Origin of the sequence: Kitasatospora purpeofusca (assembly GCF_000718025.1) — a bacterium.
GTDB lineage: Bacteria > Actinomycetota > Actinomycetes > Streptomycetales > Streptomycetaceae > Kitasatospora > Kitasatospora purpeofusca.
The window spans coordinates 44,026-61,573 of sequence record NZ_JODS01000012.1; the positions used below are offsets into that span (position 1 = coordinate 44,026).

15 protein-coding genes are annotated in these 17,548 nt (G+C 75.3%); 12 read left to right on the forward strand and 3 right to left on the reverse strand.

Features of this window, described 5'->3' with window-relative positions:
• Positions 1-99 precede the first annotated feature (99 nt).
• The 4 genes from IF01_RS0118715 (at position 100) to IF01_RS0118730 (ending at position 4,347) form a co-directional block, all read left to right on the forward strand.
• Positions 100-1,338: a cytochrome P450 family protein gene (locus IF01_RS0118715; protein ID WP_030394584.1), complete on the forward strand. Its 1,239-nt coding sequence runs from the start codon at positions 100-102 to the stop codon at positions 1,336-1,338.
• A 61-nt stretch (positions 1,339-1,399) separates the two neighbouring features.
• Positions 1,400-2,107: a TetR/AcrR family transcriptional regulator gene (locus tag IF01_RS0118720; RefSeq protein ID WP_030394585.1), complete on the forward strand. Its 708-nt coding sequence runs from the start codon at positions 1,400-1,402 to the stop codon at positions 2,105-2,107.
• A gap of 211 nt (positions 2,108-2,318) precedes the next feature.
• Entirely contained in the window at positions 2,319-3,440 is a 1,122-nt protein-coding gene (locus IF01_RS0118725; RefSeq protein WP_030394586.1) for a hypothetical protein, read from the forward strand.
• 127 nt (positions 3,441-3,567) lie between these two features.
• Entirely contained in the window at positions 3,568-4,347 is a 780-nt protein-coding gene (locus IF01_RS0118730) for a VOC family protein (RefSeq protein ID WP_030394587.1), read from the forward strand.
• 39 nt (positions 4,348-4,386) lie between these two features.
• On the opposite strand, the gene IF01_RS41955 is transcribed toward IF01_RS0118730, so the two are convergent.
• Complete coding sequence (locus IF01_RS41955; RefSeq protein WP_037780258.1) at positions 4,387-7,257, reverse strand: thioesterase domain-containing protein; 2,871 nt, start codon at positions 7,255-7,257, stop codon at positions 4,387-4,389.
• Positions 7,258-7,458: 201 nt separating this feature from the next.
• Between IF01_RS41955 and IF01_RS0118740 the strand changes: the two genes are divergently transcribed.
• From IF01_RS0118740 to IF01_RS0118750, 3 genes are all read left to right on the forward strand, one after another.
• Positions 7,459-8,121: a hypothetical protein gene (locus IF01_RS0118740; RefSeq protein WP_030394588.1), complete on the forward strand. Its 663-nt coding sequence runs from the start codon at positions 7,459-7,461 to the stop codon at positions 8,119-8,121.
• A 118-nt stretch (positions 8,122-8,239) separates the two neighbouring features.
• Positions 8,240-8,707 (forward strand): MarR family winged helix-turn-helix transcriptional regulator, encoded by a 468-nt coding sequence (locus tag IF01_RS0118745; protein WP_030394589.1) that lies wholly within the window; start codon positions 8,240-8,242, stop codon positions 8,705-8,707.
• A 46-nt stretch (positions 8,708-8,753) separates the two neighbouring features.
• Positions 8,754-9,158, forward strand: a complete 405-nt coding sequence (locus IF01_RS0118750) for a hypothetical protein (RefSeq protein ID WP_030394590.1) — start codon at positions 8,754-8,756, stop codon at positions 9,156-9,158.
• A gap of 56 nt (positions 9,159-9,214) precedes the next feature.
• Here IF01_RS0118750 and IF01_RS0118755 read toward each other — a convergent pair whose 3' ends face one another.
• A complete protein-coding gene (locus IF01_RS0118755; RefSeq protein ID WP_094745597.1) occupies positions 9,215-10,726 on the reverse strand; it encodes an FAD-dependent monooxygenase in 1,512 nt (503 codons plus the stop codon).
• Positions 10,727-10,866: 140 nt separating this feature from the next.
• On the opposite strand from IF01_RS0118755, the gene IF01_RS0118760 reads away from it, so the two are divergent.
• From IF01_RS0118760 to IF01_RS0118780, 5 genes are all read left to right on the forward strand, one after another.
• On the forward strand, positions 10,867-11,502 hold the full coding sequence (locus tag IF01_RS0118760) for a TetR/AcrR family transcriptional regulator (protein ID WP_030394592.1): 636 nt from the start codon (positions 10,867-10,869) through the stop codon (positions 11,500-11,502).
• Positions 11,503-11,697: 195 nt separating this feature from the next.
• Positions 11,698-13,269: a Re/Si-specific NAD(P)(+) transhydrogenase subunit alpha gene (locus IF01_RS0118765; RefSeq protein WP_030394593.1), complete on the forward strand. Its 1,572-nt coding sequence runs from the start codon at positions 11,698-11,700 to the stop codon at positions 13,267-13,269.
• 5 nt (positions 13,270-13,274) lie between these two features.
• The gene (gene pntB / locus IF01_RS0118770) at positions 13,275-14,750 is read left to right on the forward strand and encodes a Re/Si-specific NAD(P)(+) transhydrogenase subunit beta (RefSeq protein ID WP_030394594.1); all 1,476 of its coding nucleotides are present in this window, start codon (positions 13,275-13,277) and stop codon (positions 14,748-14,750) included.
• Between the two features lie 159 nt (positions 14,751-14,909).
• Positions 14,910-15,329 carry a YciI family protein gene (locus IF01_RS0118775; protein WP_030394595.1) on the forward strand — a complete coding sequence of 140 codons (420 nt, stop codon included), beginning with the start codon at positions 14,910-14,912 and terminating at the stop codon, positions 15,327-15,329.
• Positions 15,302-16,762: an RNA polymerase sigma factor gene (locus tag IF01_RS0118780; RefSeq protein ID WP_078880080.1), complete on the forward strand. Its 1,461-nt coding sequence runs from the start codon at positions 15,302-15,304 to the stop codon at positions 16,760-16,762. The genes IF01_RS0118775 and IF01_RS0118780 overlap by 28 nt, the downstream gene beginning before the upstream one ends.
• A gap of 33 nt (positions 16,763-16,795) precedes the next feature.
• On the opposite strand, the gene IF01_RS0118785 is transcribed toward IF01_RS0118780, so the two are convergent.
• Positions 16,796-17,503 carry a DUF3152 domain-containing protein gene (locus IF01_RS0118785; RefSeq protein ID WP_082558940.1) on the reverse strand — a complete coding sequence of 236 codons (708 nt, stop codon included), beginning with the start codon at positions 17,501-17,503 and terminating at the stop codon, positions 16,796-16,798.
• Positions 17,504-17,548 lie beyond the last annotated feature (45 nt).

Consider the following 17,548-nt stretch of genomic DNA (forward strand, 5'->3'; position numbering starts at 1 on the left):
GTGACGCGCGGGGGCGGCCGCGCCCCGCTCCCCCGGCCCGGATCCGTCCGGGCCGGGGGCCCTGTCGGCCGCCCGGACGGCCCCGGCGAGAATGACCCGGTGACCACAGTTCTGAACCCCGCCGACGCCGCGTTCGCCCGCGACCCCTACCCGTACTACGCCGGGCTGCGCGCGCAGGGCCCGGCGGCCCGGGTGGACCTGTCCAACGGGACCTCGGCCTGGCTGGTGACCGGCTACCGGCAGGCCAGGGCGGTGCTGGCCGATCCCCGGTTCTCCAACGTCCCGGCGCCGCGCGCCGGCGGGTCCGGCCGGGTGGGACCGGCGGCCGGGGCGCGGTCCGTCCTGGAGCAGCACATGCTCAACACCGACGGCGCCGAGCACCGCCGCCTGCGCCGGCTGGCCTCGGTGGCCTTCACCCCCCGCCGGGTGGACGCCCTGGGCGAGCGGATCGCCCGGCTCACCGAGGAGGTGCTCGACGGGCTCGCCGAGCGCCTCGACCGCGAGGGGGCCGCCGACCTCGTCGACGACTTCGCCTTCCCGCTGCCGGTCCTGGTGATCGGCGAGATCCTCGGCGTGCCCGAGGAGGACCGGGCGGACCTGCGCACCTGGACCTACCGGGTCGGCTCCCCCGCCGGCGCCCTCGCTCCCGGCGAGATCGACGACGCCTGGCAGAGCCTGCACCGGTACTTCACCGGACTCATCGCGGCCAAGCGGGAGCAGCCCGGCGAGGACCTGTTCAGCCTGCTCGCCGCCGACGAGGACGCCGAGGCGCTGGACGACACCGAACTGCTGGCGATGGCGTTCCTGCTGCTCTTCGCCGGCTACGAGACGACCATGAACCTGCTCGCCTCCGCCTCGCTGCTGCTGCTCGGCCACCCCGGCGAGCTGGCCTCGGCCCGGCAGGAGGGCGAGCCCCGGTGGGCCGCGGTGGTCGAGGAGACGCTGCGTCACGCCAGCCCGCTGGAGGGCACTACCTGGCGGCGCACCCGCGAGGAGGTCGACCTCGGTTCCGGCGCGGTCGTCCCGGGGGACTCCTCCGTCCTGGTCGTCCTGGCGGCCGCCAACCGCGATCCGGAGGTCTTCCCCGACCCGGACGCCTTCCGGCCCGACCGGTTCGCCCCCGGTGACGGCCGCGCCCTGCCGCACGTGGCCTTCGGGCACGGCCCGCACATCTGCCTGGGCGCCCGACTGGCGCGGCTGGAGGCGACGATCGCGCTGCCCCGCCTGTTCGACGCCCTGCCCGCGCTGTCCCTCGCCGCCGACCCCGCCGGGCTGCCGTACCGGCCGGGCCTCCTGGTGCGCGGCCCCCGCAGCCTCCCGGTGCGGCGAGCGGAGTAGATCCGCGCGATCCACGCGTTCCCCCTCCCTACGTCAATGCCGTTGACATACCCTGGCGCGCATGACCGAACGTGTGGTTCCCGAGCCCGAGCGGAAGCGCCGCCGGCCCACCAAACAGGGCGTCGTCCTGTCCGCCGAGCTGATCGTCGACACCGCCCTGCGGCTGGTCGGCCTGCACGGCGCCGAGGCGCTCACCGTCCGGCGGCTCGGGGCCGCGCTCGGCGCCGACCCCAGCGCGGTGTACCGCTACTTCCACAGCACCGACGACCTGCTGATCGCCATCGCCGACGAGCTCATCGGCCGCGCCCAGCACGGCTGGCGGCCCACCGGCGACTGGCGGGCCGACCTGCGGGCCATCGGCCTGCGCATCCACGCCGCCTACCAGGCCCACCCCCAGGCCGCCCTGCTCGCCGCCCACCGCACCACCGGCCGGGCCAACGAGATCACCGCCGTCGAGAACATCCTCGGCATACTGCGCAACGCCGGCTTCCCGGACCCCGAGGCCGTCCGCATCTACCACGCCTTCGTCGACCAGAGCCTCGGCTTCGCCGTGCTCGACGCCGCCGCCCTCGCCCTGCCCGCGGCCGCCCTGAGCGCCGACTACCAGGTCTGGCAGGCCTCCTACGCGCGCCTCGACGCCACCACCCACCCGCACATCGCGGCCACCGCGCACCTGTTGACCGCCGACATGAACCGCAGCGCCTACCCCCACGCGCTCGACCTCCTCCTCGCCGCCGCCGAGGCACGGCTCGGGAGGCCGGACGACTGAGCGGGGCGGCCCGGTGGACGACAGGCAGAAGGCAGCCGGAAAGCCGGTGGAAGTACATTCGCCGTCGCGGCCGGCCACCGGGCCCGGGTGACCTGCGGCGCCGCACCCCGGCGGCCCGCCACACCCCCGGAACGGGGGCTTCCCCCGGCCGGGCGGGCGGCCGAGGATACGCCGGGATCCCGACGCCGCACGTCCGAAGGGCAGTTCACCCATGCGTGACCACATCACCGGGCAGAGCCCCCGCGCCGCCCGCCTCGGCCGCCGGCTCGCCCCGGCCTTCGCCCTGGCCGCCGCCCTCGTGCTCGGCACCACCGCCCCCGCGCCCGCCGACCCGCTCGGCCTCCCGGACGCCCAGGACCTCGTAGGCGTAGGCGGGCAGGCGACCCAGAGCCTGCTGGCCCAGTTCTCCACCGACTACAACGCCGCCCTGGCCGCCGGCGGCGATACCAGCTCGCCCCGGCTGACCGGCTGGGACTCGGCCGGGCAGAGCCCGATCGTGCCCAAGTACGGGTCGTCCGCCATCTACCGGCCGTTCAGCACGGACGCCGGCGTGATCGCCATGGACATCTTCGGCTCGACGACCGTCAACTACGCCCGGGCCCTTCGGCCGCCGAGGCCCACCGACCCCGCCTACCTGCTCTTCATCGGGATGGCCAAGGACGCCGTCAGCTGGGCGGCCCCCGCCGGCGGGAACGCCCCGGTCTCGCTGACGACCGCCCAACTGGCCTCGATCTACGCCTGCCGGACCACCAACTGGCGCCAGATCAGCCCCGCGCTCCCCGACGCGGTCATCCACCCGGTCGTCAGCGGCAATGTCACGGTGGACCGCGACGGCGTGCACGGTTCGGGGCTGGACGCCACCTCCTTCTTCCTGGAGAAGATCGACTACGCCCGGGTGGTGGCCCAGGACCCGGTGACCGACCACTCCTGCGTCGGCGTCGTCGCCCGCGAGAACCAGGGCACCGACCCTCTCCTCCAGAACGCCGACGCCCTGGTGCCGTACTCCGTCGGCCGCTACGTCGGCCAGGCGTACAGCGGTTACACCACCCCCGGTGACGAGCCCGGGCCGCTCACCCCGCGCGGGATCAACGGGGTCGCCGCAGTCAACACCACCACGCACGCCATCAACCCGCAGTTCGCGGCGACACCGTTCGGCCGGATCGTGTCCAATGTCGTCCGCCAGAGCGAGTGGACCGCGCAGAACGCCAACGGCGTCGCGCTGCGCGCCGTCTTCGGCCCCACCGGGTGGATCTGCGGGCACGTCCTGACCACCGTCCGCAGCCACGGCTTCCAACCGCTGCCGGGGTCAGCCTGCGGGACGGTCGTCCACTGACGGACCGCACGGGCCGGACCCGCCAGGCCGATCGGCCGGTCGATCGGCCGGGGCGGCGTGTCGAACGCCGGATCGGGACGCCCGAGGAGAGGGTGACCGGCGGGGGATCCCACGAGGAGGAGCGAGAATGCCCGAAGTCACCACTCCTTACCAGACCGGCACCCCGTGCTGGGTCGACCTGATGGCGAAGGACCAGCAGGCCGCGCTGGACTTCTACCGCGACCTGTTCGGCTGGCAGGGCGTGCCCGGGCCCGCGGAGTTCGGCGGGTACGCGGTCTGCGAGCTCAACGGCCGGGCGGTGGCCGGCATCGGCCCGACGATGAGCCCCGACGGCTCGCCGGAGCCGCCGACCGTCTGGACCGGCTACCTCGCGAGCACCGACGCCCAGGCCACCCAGGACGCGATCGTCGCGGCCGGCGGCACCCTGCTCGCCCCGGTGATGGACGTCGGCGCGCTGGGCCGGATGCTGGTGGCGGCCGACCCGCAGGGCGCGGTCTTCGGGGTCTGGCAGCCGGGCGAGTTCTTCGGCGCCCAGGTGGTCAACGAGGCCGGGGCGCTGACCTGGAACGAGCTCCACACCAGCGACGTGCAGGCCGCCACCGCGTTCTACGGCGCGGCCTTCGGGATCGAGATCGAGCCCCTGGACGGCGCCGACGCGTACTGGGAGCTGCGGGTCGGGGGCCGGGCGGTCGGCGGGGTGACCCTGCTCGCCGGCGACCCGCCCGGCACCCCGCCGCACTGGCTGACCTACTTCGCGGTCGACAGCGTGGACTCCACGGTGGACGCGCTGGTCAGGGCCGGCGGCACCGTCCTGGCCCCGCCGTTCGACATGATGGCGGGCCGGATGACGGTGGTCGCCGACCCGCAGGGCGCGCCGTTCGCGATGATCAAGCCGCAGCCGCTGTAGCCGGCGACGCGACCGGCGGTGGACCCGGAACGGCCGGGATCACCGCCGGTCGCCCGCCCGGAGTTCGGTGGCGATCTGCCGTCGGCCGGAGACGGCCGCCTCCAGCACCACCGCGGCGCAGACGAGCAGCGCCACGCCGGCCGTCGGCAGCAGCACCGGCAGGAGGCTGGGCGCCGGCCGGTCCCCCACCGGCGCGCCGACCAGCAACGACAGGTCGAAGGCCGGTCCGAGCAGGGCGACGGCCCCCGCCGCGACCACGGCGCCGCCGGCCACCGCGGCCAGTGTCTGCGGCACGGTCTCCGCGACGATCAGCGCCAGCCCCTCCCGGGGGCGGAGCCCCATGGTGCGCAGCCGGGCGAGCACCGCCGCGCGGTCGGGCGAGGCCCGCAGGACGGTGAGCAGGACGGCGAGCAGGGCGAAGGCGACGCCGGCGACGGCCGCGGACCGGAAGAGCCGGACGGTGGAGTGCTGGAGCGGGTCGGCGGCCAGGGCGGCGGCCGTCTCGCGGGCGGTGCGCACGAGGTAGCCGTCGGGGATGCCCCCGGGCTCCTCGCTCACCTCCCGGGCCTCCTCGCGGAGGAGCCCGGCCAGACCCGACGCGTCGGCCAGGCCGCGGGCCGCGAAGAGCGGGCGCAGCCGGTCGCCGTCGATGTCGCCGACGGCGAACCAGTTGTCGGGCCGGGCGAGTTCGGGCAGGCGGGCGGCGGCCGCGCCGACCGGCACGACGACGAACTCGCGGACGGCCTCGGGGAGGGCGGGGGTGGCGGGGGTGGTGCCGACGACGGTGGCAAGCAGTTCGCCGCCGGGTGTCCGCAGCCGCTGCGGGCCGGGGGTGAGTTGTCCGGCGAGGCCGGGGCTGATCAGAGCGGGCACCGGCACGTCAGGCCGAGCGGCGACGGACGGCGCGGTGTCGGACGGGGCGGCGACGGACGGGGCGGCGACGGACGGGGCGGCAGGGTCGGCCAGGACGGCAGGGTCGAACGCGCCGGCCCCGACGGTGCGGGCGATCTCCGCGTAGGCCCGGGGCTCGACGACGACGAGGGTGACCTGTACGGCGAGCCGGCCGGTACCGAGCAGGTAGGTCTGCCGCTCGATGCGGACGCCGGTCGAGGCGCGGACGCCCGGGAGCGCGTCGGCGGCCGTGACGAAGGCCTCGGGCAGTGGCGCGTCCTGCGGGACCAGTACCGCGGCGTCGCCGCCGACCGCCGTGCGGGCCGCACGCAGCCGGGCGCCGTCGACGGTGTCGAGGAGGGTCGCGCCGAAGCCGGCGGTGGTGACGGCGAGCAGCAGGGCGAGCGCCGGCAGAACGGCGGGGCGGTGACGACCCCCGGAGTCGCGGGCGCTGCGGGCGAGACCGAGGAAGGCGATCGGACCGCGGCCGCGCCGGGCGAGGGCGGCGAGCCGACCGACGACGGCCGGCTGGATCCGGGCGAGCAGCAGACCGCCGCTGAGCGCGACCAGCAGCGGGGCGGTGACCAGCAGTGGATCCGGCCCGCTCGCCGACGGGGCGGCGCCGCGGCGGCGGACCTCCGCGACGGCCGCGCAGGTGACGGCGAGGACGAGGAGTTCGCCGACCGCCCGGCGCCGCCCGGACGCCCGGGCACCCTCGGGAGGGCCGCCGGTGCCAGGGGGGCGGGACAGCAGGGCAGCGGCGCGGACCGGTAGGGCCAGGACGGCGAGCAGCGTCCCGGCCACTGCGGCGAGGACGGCGGCGGTCCAGCGGGGGGTGGGCAGCAGGACGAGGGCGAGAGCGGTGGCGGCTCCGGCTGCCGGCAGGACGGTCACCGCGTTCTCGCCGAGCAGGCGCAGCAGGATCCCGGCGCGTGAACCGCCGCGGGCCCGGAGCAGCCGGAGTTCGGCGGTCCGCCGGTCGGCGGCGTGGGCGGCGGCCAGGCAGAGCACCACGGCGGCGACGCCCACGACGCCCGCGGGACCGATCGCGGCGAGCGGGGCGGTGGCCCGGTGGCGGGCGGTGGCCTCGGCGAGGACCTCGGGCAGCAGGGTGCCAATGGTGAGGTCGGGCCGTCCGGTCACCTCGGCGGCCCGGACGGCGCCGGACCCGGCCAGGTAGGAGCCGACGCCGGAGCGGAGGGCGGCGAGCCGGTCGGCGCGCAGGGCGTGCGGGTCGACCGGCAGCCGCCAGAAGTCCTCGCCGCCCCCGCCCCAGGCGAGCAGGGCCGGGCGGCTGTCGCCGGCGGCGAATCCGGCGGTCTCCCATCGGACACCGCCGCCGTCGAGGGTCTTCAGGCAGGCGCGTTCGGGGCAGGGCAGCTCCTGCCAGTAGCGGTCGTGGGGATCGTCGGCGCGGTAGAGGCCGACGATCCTGGCACGGGCGGCGGGTCCGCTGTCGACGGTGTCGCCGACCCGGAGGCCGATGGTGTCGGCGGCCCGCCGGCTGACGGCGATCGGCAGCGGTTCGCCGGGGGCGGCCGGTCCGGGCCAGGCGCCGTCGGTCAGGGTCGCGTGTCCTGCGAGCCCCTGGAGGTAGAGCAGGTGGAGTTGCGGGGCGATGCCGCCCGGGCGGTCGTAGCCGTCGTTGAGCACGGCCCGGTCGGTGAGGGCGCGGGTGCCGTGGTGCTCGCCGTCGCGGGTGAGCGGGAGGTCCCCGGTGATCTGTCCGACCAACCGGTCGCGGGCCGAGTCGAGGTCGGCGGCCGGGGTGTCGGGGCGCGGGTGGGCGGTGAGGTGGAGGCTGGTCGCCTTGACGCCGCGGTCCTGGGCGAAGGCGGCCAGCGCGCTGTTCGCGCCCCGGTCGGTGGCCCGGGGCAGCGCGGTCACGGTGAGGACGGTGACGAAGGCGAGGACGGCGGTGAGCGCGGCGGCCGCACGCGCCGAGCGCAGCCGGGTCCGCACCCAGGGCGCGGGCCGGTGCTCGTCCCCGCGGCGACCGCGCTCGCGGTGCGTCAGCATGCTGCCCCTCCCCCGGCGAGCACCCGGGGCACCGGCCACCGGCCCCTGATCACCGAATAACGGACGATGCTGCCAGGCGCGTCGGCGGAAGGGAAGGTCCGTTCGGGCAGAACGGCGGCGGGGGCCACGCGGCCGACCTCCCGGCGGCGGTCGACCTCCCCGCGGCGGTCGCCGTCAGTGCCCCGTGGCACAGTTCCGCCCATGAACATCACCACCACCCCGCACAGTTGGGACCAGGCCGTGGCGCTCTTCGAGCAGCGCCGCCTGCCCGCCGACTCCTACGAGAACCTCTACGAGGAGCAGTACGACGTCCACACCGGCACGCTGACGGTCGAGGGCAATCTCGACCTCGACGCCGCCGAGCCCGACGGCACCGGCTACATCGTCGACGGCGACCTGCTGGTGGACGGCGCGGTCCTCAACACCGACGACGGCTGCCCCGCACTGGTCGTGCTCGGCGACCTCCGGGCGGCCGCCGTCTACCTGGAGGGCGACGCCAAGCTGATCGTCGGCGGGGACGTCCACGTCGGGGCCTTCGTCGGCCATATGACGGACAAGCTGGTGATGATCCACGGGGACCTCAGGACCCGGGTCACCGTGCTGTCCTCCGAGTTCGAGCCGGACCTCGTCGCCGGCGAGCTGTTCGGGCCGGTGCTCCGCCCGTCCTACCTCGCGCCCTTCCCCGGCGCCGTGCCCGTCGCCCCGGAGACGGTGCTGGTGCCCGAGGTGCTGCTGACCGGGGCCGACACCGACCCGGACGAGTGGCGCGGCTTCGACACCCCGGGTGTCCACGGCGGCCGGCTGCTGCGGCGGATCGAGGCCGGCCTGCCGGTGACCCTGGCCGAGCAGGCCGCCAGGGGCTGACGGGCCGACCGCCGGGGGCCTCCCCTCCTTGCCTTCAACCGCACTTCAAGTCCTACGGTTCTCGTACGACCCGCACCGCGTGCGGGCCGCACACCCGAGACACCAGGAGGGGACCCCCGTGTCGACCCAGCAGATCTCCGACGCCGAACTCGCCGGCCAGCCCGCCGCCTACTGGACCGGTGTCGCCTACGAGGCCCTCATCGCGTTCACCCGGGCCCGGCAGGCCGAGAAGGGCTACACCCAGCCGCAGTTCTGGCTGCTGCGCAACCTGTCGAAGAACGACATCTCGCCGGACGGGGCGGGCATGACCGTGCCCGAGCTCCGGGCGGCGATGGCCTCCTACCTCCGGGCCGAGGACGACCTGACGGCGGAGGCCGCGGTACTGGTGGAGCGCGGCTGGCTGACCCGGGACGCCGACCACCGGCTGTGGCTCACCGAGGAGGGCGAGCGGGCCCGGGTCGAGCTCGCCCGCAACGCCCCCGCCATCCGCGCCGCCATCCACGCGGGCATCGACGACGCGGACTACGTCACCGCGCTGAAGGTGCTCCGGCAGCTGATCCGCAACACGGGCGGGACCGTCGACTGACGGGCCGGGCGGGACCGGGCCGCCGCGCGGTGGCAGGATGTCCGGCATGACGGATTCGGACGGGTCTGCTGGGTCGGACGGGTCGCGCGGACCGGAGGTGTTCGGCGACGGCGTGGCGGTCGAGGCGCTGCTGCGGGAGGCCGGTGCCGACGCCGCCGGGGCGCTGTGGCGGCTGACCGGCACCGAGCGCCAACTGGACGCCAACGTGGTGCGGTTGCGCCCCGGGGCCGCCGTCGCCGCCCATGTCGAACCCGACCTGGACGTGCTGGTGCTGGGCCTCGCCGGGCGGGGCACCCTGCACTGCGCGGGCGTCGAGCACGCGCTGGAGCCGGGTGCGCTGCGGCTGCTGCCGCGCGGCGCCGAGCGCGCGGTGGCGGCGGGGGCGGAGGGCGTCGCCTACCTGACGGTGCACCGCCGCCGCCCGGGCCTCACCGTCCGCCCCCGCCCCTGACCGCGCGACCCGCACCCGCACCCGCACCAGCACCAGCACCGGCACCGAGGCCCTGATCACCCGGCGGCGCCGAGGCGCGCCAGGTAGGCGTGCACCGGACCGGGGTCGGTCGCCGGGGTGACCAGCGCGATGTGGTTGTCCGGCCGGACCAGGACGAGGGCCTCGCCCGTCACGCCGTAGGACCGGCGGACCTCGCCGTCCCGGTCCTCCACCCGCACCGGCCGGACGTGTCCGGGCAGTCCGGCGAGGTCGGGGCGGGCGCCCGCGCCGAGGCCGAGCAGGGTGAAGTCGTCGCCGACGAACCGTTCGAAGAGCCGGCCCGGGGCGCCGTCCGGCCCCGGGCAGGCGCCGTCGGGCGCCCGGTCCCCGGCCCGGAGCAGCGCCTCCGGGTCACCGTCGGCCGGGGTGCCCGCGGCGAGGCTGCTCCACCGGTAGCCGAGGGACAGGCCGGTGAAGTCACCGACCCCGCCGGCCTCGACCCCGATGCCGGGCGTGTCGATCCCCTCCACCACGGCCGCCATCCCGGCGCTGGTGACGTCGAGGGTCCACGCCGCGATCGGCAGCCGCTCCTCCTGGTAGGTGTCCAGCAGGGCGGGCGCGGCGAGTCCGCGCACCACGTGGCCGAGCTTCCAGGCGAGGTTCCAGGCGTCCTGGATGCCGGTGTTCATGCCGAGCCCGCCCGCCGTGGGGTGGACGTGGGCGCAGTCCCCGGCCAGCAGGACCCGGCCCTCGCGGTAGCGCTCGGCCATCCGGACGTTGACCCGCCAGGTGGACAGCCAGGTGGCGTCGCGGAGCCGGATGTCCTCGCGGCCGGTGTGCTCGGCCGCGAGCCGCTGGAAGCTCTCCAGCGACGGCGGGACGATCGTGCCGTCCGCGGCGGTCTCCGGACTGGCCTGGAGCTGCCAGCGGGGGCTGTCCTCGAACGGGCAGAGCATGAAGACGCCCTTCGGCCCGAACCACTGGTGCCAGGCGCCCGGCTCCAGGCCCTCGACCACCACGTCGCCGCAGACCATCATCGGCTCCGGGTCACCCTCGCCGACGAAGGGGATGCCGAGCAGTTTGCGCACCGTCGAGCGGCCGCCGTCGCAGGCGACCACGTACTCGGCGGCGATCCGGCGGCCGTCGGCGAGCACGGCCTCCGCCCCGTCGGCGCCCTGCCGGACGTCCACCAGTTCGGCGCCGAGCTCGACCTCCACCCCGAGGGCCGCGAGCCGCTCGCGCAGCAGCGCCTCCAGCTGCGGCTGCCGCAGCCAGCGGCTGGCCGCGTAGGGGGTGGTGGCGCCGGGCAGGGCGCCGGCGAACGGCTCGGTCTCGTTGACGAAGGCGCCCTCGAAGTACTTGCGGAACGGCAGGTGGGTGCGGCCCACCGCGGCCAGTTCCTCGGCGATGCCCAGGTCCGCGAGGATCTCCAGGCTGCGGGGGTTGAGCGTCTTGCCGCGGGAGCCCTCGGCGTGGGCGGCGGCCCGCTCCAGGACCCGCACCGCCACGCCCTGCCGGGCCAGCCCGCAGGCCAGCGTCAGTCCGGTCGGCCCCGCTCCCACGATCACCACGTTCGTCATGTCCGTCATGTCCGCCATGTTCGCCATGTGCGTGTCCGTCCCTTCCGGTTGTCGACGACTCGTCGACGACTCGTCGATGGCTCCATGAAACAGTAACTCGGTAACGAACGCAACCAAGTAACAAATTTATCCGGGTTATGATCCTTGGCATGACTCCGAGCGAACCGGAACCGGGTCTGCGGACCCTCAAGAAGCAGCGCACCCGGCAGACCATCGCCGAGACCGCCATCGCCCTCTTCCTCGACCGGGGCTTCGCCCAGGTCTCGGTGGCCGAGATCGCCGCCGCCGCCGAGGTCTCCAAGCCCACCCTGTTCCGGTACTTCGCCAGCAAGGAGGAGCTGGTCCTGCACCGCTTCGCCGACCACCTCGGCGAAGCCGGCCGGGTGGTGCGCGACCGCGCCGCCGGACTCACCCCGCTGGACGCCCTGGAGCGCCACCACCTGGCCGGGCTGGCCGCCCACGAGCCGCAGACCGGGCTGACCGACGACCCCGAGGTGCTCGCCTTCCTCCGGCTGGTCTACGAGACCCCGGAACTGTCCGCCCAGCTCCTGGACTACGTCGACGCCGACGCGGACGCGCTCGCCGAGGCACTGGACCCGACCGGCGGCATCACCGCCCAGCTGTTCGCCGCCCAGTACGTCGCCGTCCGCCAGGTGCTCGCCCGCACCGCCTGGGCCCGGCTGGCCGACGGGCAGGACATCGCCGAGGCGGGCCCGCAGGCCGTCGCCGAGACGGCCGCCGCCTTCGCCCTGCTGCGCGACGGCGCCCGCGCCCAGGGGTTCTGACCCCGACCCGCCACTCCCTGGAGCCCCGGGCGGCGCAGCGGACCCGCCGCCCGGTGAATCGGTGAAGCACGTCACGGCCTCGCCCCGGTGCCCCGGCGGGTCCGGGCGGGTAGGTTCCTGCCTCCAAGGGGAGCGACGCTCCCCCGGACGCGGATCCCGCCGTCATTGGCTCCTCCCAGGAGAGAGGCACGAATGATGTCTGCACAGGACGCCACGCACCACCCCCCGCGGCGCATCGGTGTGGTCGCCGAGTCGGCCGCCGGGGAGACCCGGGTCGCCGCGACACCGTCCACGGTGCGGGGGATTCTCGCCCTCGGCTACGAAGTCGTGGTCGAGTCCGGGGCCGGTACCGCCTCCGGGTTCACCGACGAGGCCTACGCCGCCGCCGGAGCGGGCGTCGGGGACGCCTGGGCGGCCGACGTCGTACTGAAGGTCAACGCGCCGTCGACCGCCGAGGTCGCCCGGCTGCGCGACGGCGCGACCCTGATCGGCCTGCTCGCCCCGGCGCAGCGGCCCGATCTGCTGGAGACGCTGTCCGCGCGCCCGGTCACCGCGCTCGCGCTGGACGCGGTGCCGCGGATCTCCCGCGCGCAGTCGATGGACGTGCTCAGCTCGATGGCCAACATCGCCGGGTACCGGGCGGTGATCGAGGCGGCGCACGTGTTCGGCCGCTTCTTCACCGGCCAGGTGACGGCCGCGGGCAAGGTCCCGCCGGCGAAGGTCCTGGTGGCCGGTGCCGGTGTGGCCGGGCTGGCCGCGATCGGCGCCGCCTCCAGCCTGGGCGCGATCGTCCGGGCCACCGACCCCCGGCCGGAGGTCGCCGACCAGGTGAAGTCCCTGGGCGGCGAGTACCTGCCGGTGCAGGTCGCGCAGGAGGCGAGCACCGACGGCTACGCGAAGGCCACCTCGGCCGACTACGACCGGGCCGCGGCCGCGCTCTACCACGAGCAGGCCCAGGACGTGGACATCGTCATCACCACGGCGCTGATCCCCGGCCGTCCGGCGCCCCGGCTGCTCACCGCCGAGGACGTGGCGGCGATGCGGCCGGGCAGCGTCGTCGTCGACATGGCCGCCGCGCAGGGCGGCAACGTGGAGGGCACGGTCGCGGGCCGGACGGTGGTCACCGACAACGGCGTCACGCTGATCGGCTACACCGATCTCGCGGCCCGGCTGCCCGCCCAGGCCTCGCAGTTGTTCGGCACCAATCTGGTCAACCTGTTGAAGCTGCTGACCCCGGGCAAGGACGGGCAGCCGGTGCTGGACTTCGAGGACGTGGTCCAGCGCGCGGTGACCGTGGTCCGGGCGGGCGAGGTCACCTGGCCGCCGCCGCCGGTCGCCGTGTCGGCCGCGCCCGCACCGGCCGCGACGCCCGCGACGCCGGCGGTCGTGGAACCGGCCCGGCCCCGGCTCACCCCGGCGGCCCGGTTCGGCCTGATCGGCGCCGGGATGCTCGCGCTGTTCCTGCTGATCGCCTTCGCCCCGACCCAACTGGCCCAGAACTTCACGGTGTTCGCACTCGCCGTGGTGATCGGTTACTACGTGATCGGCAAGGTCCACCACGCCCTGCACACCCCGCTGATGTCGGTCACCAACGCGATCTCCGGGATCGTGGTGATCGGCGCCCTGCTCCAGATCGGGCACGGGAGCGCGACGGTCACCGTGCTCTCCTTCGTGGCGATCCTGCTGACGAGTGTGAACATCTTCGGCGGCTTCGCCGTCACCCGCCGCATGCTGAGCATGTTCTCCTCGTCCCCGGAAAGGCGCTGAGCCCGATGACGTCCACGACGGCGGCCCACGCCGCGGATCTCGTCGCCGCCCTGTTGTTCATCCTCAGCCTGGCCGGGCTGTCCCAGCACCGCACCTCCCGCGCCGGGGTCGTCTACGGCATCGCCGGGATGGCGCTCGCCCTGGTCGCGACCGTGGTGGTGGCGTCCAGGAGCATCAGTGCCGGGGCGGTGGCCCTGATCGTCCTGGCGATGGCGCTGGGCGGAGCGGCCGGTCTGTGGCGGGCCCGGCAGGTCGAGATGACGCAGATGCCGGAGCTCATCGCCGTGCTGCACAGCTTCGTCGGCCTCGCCGCGGTGCTGGTCGGCTGGAACAGCTACCTGGAGGTGGAGGCGCACGGCGCGGCGCAGACCGCCGTCTCCGGGGACCTGCTGGGCATCCACCACGCCGAGGTGTTCATCGGCATCTTCATCGGGGCGGTGACCTTCACCGGGTCGATCGTGGCCTTCCTCAAGCTGTCCGCCCGGATCGCCTCCCGGCCGCTGGTGCTGCCCGGCAAGAACGCGCTCAACATCGGCGCGCTGGCGGCGTTCGTGGGGCTGACGGTCTGGTTCACGGTCAGCCCGGGCCTGGGGGCGGTGATCGCGGTCACCGTGCTGGCGCTGGCACTGGGCTGGCACCTGGTCGCCTCGATCGGCGGCGGCGACATGCCCGTCGTCGTCTCCATGCTCAACAGCTACTCCGGCTGGGCCGCGGCGGCGGCCGGCTTCCTGCTCGACAACAACCTGCTGATCGTCACCGGCGCGCTGGTCGGCTCCTCCGGTGCCTATCTGTCCTACATCATGTGCCGGGCGATGAACCGCTCCTTCCTCTCGGTGATCGCGGGCGGCTTCGGCATCGAGGCCGCCGCGGGCGGGGCCGAGGAGCAGGGCGAGCACCGGGAGATCCGGGCCGAGGAGGCCGCGCGGCAGCTCGCGCAGGCCAAGTCGGTGGTCATCACGCCCGGCTACGGCATGGCGGTGGCGCAGGCGCAGCACCCGGTCGCGGAGCTGACCCGGCGGCTGCGCGAGCGCGGGGTCGAGGTCCGCTTCGGCGTCCACCCGGTCGCCGGGCGGCTGCCCGGGCACATGAACGTGCTGCTGGCGGAGGCGAAGGTGCCGTACGACATCGTGCTGGAGATGGACGAGATCAACGACGACCTCGCCGCCACCACCGTCGTCCTGGTCATCGGTGCCAACGACACCGTCAATCCGGCGGCCATGGACGATCCGGCCAGTCCGATCGCGGGCATGCCGGTGCTGCGGGTGTGGGAGGCGGAGCAGGTGGTCGTGTTCAAGCGGTCGATGGCGTCCGGCTACGCCGGGGTGCAGAACCCGCTGTTCTTCCGCGAGAACAGCGCGATGCTGTTCGGCGACGCCAAGCAGAGCGTGGAGGACATCCTCCGGGCGCTGGACGCCGAGGGCTCCGGGGGCGCGGCCGCGGCCGTCCGGCCGGTGCCGCCGGTGGACCGGGCGGGCGTGTAGCGGGGGCATCGCGCCGCACGCGGGCTTCAGGAGGAACGCCGGGGGGCGTCCGGGGAGAATTTCGCTCCGGGCGCCCCCGTCGTGTCGATCCCGCGCCGTCCCGTTCGACCTGGGGTAGAGAGGGTCGGACAGCGACTCCCCGTACCAAGGAGACAGGCCATGGCGAAGTACATGTTGATCATGCGCGGCAACGACGAGTCGACCGCGACGATGATGGAGACGCCCTTCGACGAGATGCTCGAACTGATGGGCCGCTACAACGACGAGCTGATCCGGGCCGGGGTGCTGGTCGCCGCCGAGGGCCTCGACGACGCGTCGAAGGGCGTGGTGGTCGACCGCACCGGGGAGGCGCCGATTGTCACCGACGGCCCGTACGGTGAGACCAAGGAACTGTTCGGCGGTTTCTACATCCTGGACGTGGCCTCGCAGGACGAGGCCGTCGCCTGGGCGAAGCGACTGCCGGCCTTCCCGGGGACGAAGATCGAGATCCGGCGGGTGCCGGGCATCGACGAGTTCCCCCAGGACAACGAGTGGATCGTCAGGGAGCGGGCATGGCGCGAGCGGACCGGACAGCTCTGAGCCCCGAGCCCCCGGACGGGCCGCTCGGCCCGTCCGGGGCGCCCGGCTCCCCCGGGCCGGTCGACGAGTGCGACGGCCCGGACTCCGCACCCGACTCCGTACCGGGCGGCCCCGACGGTGCGCCCGACGGCGTCGACGGTGCGCCCCACGGGCCCGGAGCCGAGGCGGCCCGGCGGGCCGTCGAGGCCGTGTGGCGGATCGAGTCGGCGCGGATCGTCGGCGCCCTCACCCGCTTCACCGGCGAGTTCGACCTCGCCGAGGACGTCGCCCAGGAGGCCGTCGCCGAGGCGCTCGTCGCCTGGGCGCGCGACGGCGAGCCGGCCAACCCGGTCGGCTGGCTGCTCGCCACCGGCCGGCGCCGCGCCATCGACCGGTTCCGCCGCCGCTCCGCCCTCGACGAGCGCTACGCCGCCCTCGCCGGCCGGCTGACCGAGGGCGGGGCGAGTTCCGGCGCCGAGCCCGCCCCCGGCAACCCGGACGACCTGCCGTGGGACCCGGACCTGATCGAGGACGACGTCCTCGCGCTGATGTTCGTCGCCTGCCACCCCGTGCTGTCGCCCGAGGCCCGCGCGGCACTGACCCTGCGGGTGGTCGCCGGGCTCTCCAGCGAGGAGATCGCCCGCGCCCTGCTGGTGCCGGTGCCCACCCTCCAGGCCCGGATCACCCGGGCCAAGAAGACCGTCGCCGCCGCCGGCGTCCCCTTCGCGGTGCCCCCGCCGGAGGAGCGGCGCGAGCGCCTCGGCGGGGTGCTGAGCGTGCTCTACGTGCTCTTCACCGAGGGCTCGACGGCGACCAGCGGCGACCGGCTGCTGCGCACCGACCTCGCCTACGAGGCGATCCGGCTGGCCCGTACCCTGACCGCGCTGCTGCCCGGGGAACCGGAGGTTTTCGGCCTGCTCGCCCTGTTCGAGCTCACCGCCGCCCGCTTCCCCGCGCGCACCGGGCCCGACGGCGAGCCGGTCCTGCTGGAGGACCAGGACCGCCGCCGGTGGGACCGCTCGGCCGTCCGCCGCGGGCTGGCCGCGCTCGACCGGGCGATCGCCACCGGCCACGGCCTGGGCCCATACGGCCTCCAGGCGGCGATCGCCGCCTGCCACGCCGGGGCCCCGTCGGTCGCGCAGACGGACTGGCCGCGCATCGTGGTGCTCTACGAGGCGCTCGGCCGGATCGCGCCCTCCCCCGTGGTCGACCTCAACCGGGCGGTCGCCGTCGCCATGGCCGCCGGCCCGGAGGAGGCCCTGCGGATCGTCGACGGGCTGGCCGAGTCCGGGCGGCTGTCCGGCTCGCACCTGCTGCCGGGCGTGCGCGGCGAGCTGCTCACCCGTCTCGGCCGTACCGCCGAGGCGCGCTCGGAGCTGGAGCTCGCCGCCCGGATGTGCCGCAACACCCGCGAGCGGTCGGTGCTGCTGCGCAAGGCCGCCGCCCTGGGCTGACCCCGGCCGGAGCCGGCGCGACCCTCCCCGCCGTCAGGGCACGGGCGTCGCGGTGGAGGCGGCCACCGGCGGGCCGGTGATCAGGGTGCCGTCCTCGGCGTACGGTGTGCCGTTCGGCACACAGCCGTGCAGCCCCTTGATCTGCTGCATCATCACCGGCGCCGGCGCGCCCTGGCCCGGGCAGTCGACATGGCCCTCGCCGACGATGTGGCCGACCTCGTGGTTGACGGCGAGCGCGTGGTAGAGCTCGGGCTTGCCGGTGTAGAACTCGGACAGCTCCTGCCAGCGCTTGAGGTTGATGACGACCTGCTTGCCCGCGGCGCAGTTCACCCAGCCGCCGGTGTCCAGCCCGTACTGTCCGCAGATCCGGTCGGTGGACTTCGGGGTCGCCAGGTACACGGTGAAGTCCACCGGGTCCGCGTCCACCCGCTGGAAGGACCGTTCACCGCCGGCGGCCCAGCCGCGCCGGGTGTCCCCGAGCACGGCGTCCACCTCGGCGGCGAACTGCGCGGGCGTGACCTTCAGCCCGTTCTCCGCCCGCACCTTGTACCGGTAGAGGTGCTCCCCGGTGCCGACCCGCTCGGTGCCGCCGGGCGCCGTGGTGAAGGCCAGGGCCTTCGGCGCGGCGTCCGCCCACGGGCGCCACCACCAGGTGCCGGCCGCCACGGCGGCGACCACCACCAGGGCGATCGCCCCGTACCTCGCCCGCCCTGCGGGCAGCCGGGCCGTCACCCGGCCCACCGGGCGACGGCCCCGCGTATGGAGCGGCGGAGGGCCGGGGCCGTG

What these genes read in the sequence shown, in the direction of transcription:
- pntB (WP_030394594.1), top strand. Translation starts at nt 13,275, where the DNA reads ATGACGTCCACGACGGCGGCCCACGCCGCGGATCTCGTCGCCGCCCTG.
- IF01_RS0118760 (WP_030394592.1), top strand. Translation starts at nt 10,867, where the DNA reads ATGACTCCGAGCGAACCGGAACCGGGTCTGCGGACCCTCAAGAAGCAG.
- IF01_RS0118755 (WP_094745597.1), bottom strand. Translation starts at nt 10,726, where the DNA reads ATGACGGACATGACGAACGTGGTGATCGTGGGAGCGGGGCCGACCGGA.
- IF01_RS0118765 (WP_030394593.1), top strand. Translation starts at nt 11,698, where the DNA reads ATGTCTGCACAGGACGCCACGCACCACCCCCCGCGGCGCATCGGTGTG.
- IF01_RS0118730 (WP_030394587.1), top strand. Translation starts at nt 3,568, where the DNA reads ATGCCCGAAGTCACCACTCCTTACCAGACCGGCACCCCGTGCTGGGTC.
- IF01_RS0118780 (WP_078880080.1), top strand. Translation starts at nt 15,302, where the DNA reads ATGGCGCGAGCGGACCGGACAGCTCTGAGCCCCGAGCCCCCGGACGGG.
- IF01_RS0118775 (WP_030394595.1), top strand. Translation starts at nt 14,910, where the DNA reads ATGGCGAAGTACATGTTGATCATGCGCGGCAACGACGAGTCGACCGCG.
- IF01_RS0118725 (WP_030394586.1), top strand. Translation starts at nt 2,319, where the DNA reads ATGCGTGACCACATCACCGGGCAGAGCCCCCGCGCCGCCCGCCTCGGC.
- IF01_RS0118740 (WP_030394588.1), top strand. Translation starts at nt 7,459, where the DNA reads ATGAACATCACCACCACCCCGCACAGTTGGGACCAGGCCGTGGCGCTC.
- IF01_RS0118720 (WP_030394585.1), top strand. Translation starts at nt 1,400, where the DNA reads ATGACCGAACGTGTGGTTCCCGAGCCCGAGCGGAAGCGCCGCCGGCCC.
- IF01_RS41955 (WP_037780258.1), bottom strand. Translation starts at nt 7,257, where the DNA reads ATGCTGACGCACCGCGAGCGCGGTCGCCGCGGGGACGAGCACCGGCCC.
- IF01_RS0118750 (WP_030394590.1), top strand. Translation starts at nt 8,754, where the DNA reads ATGACGGATTCGGACGGGTCTGCTGGGTCGGACGGGTCGCGCGGACCG.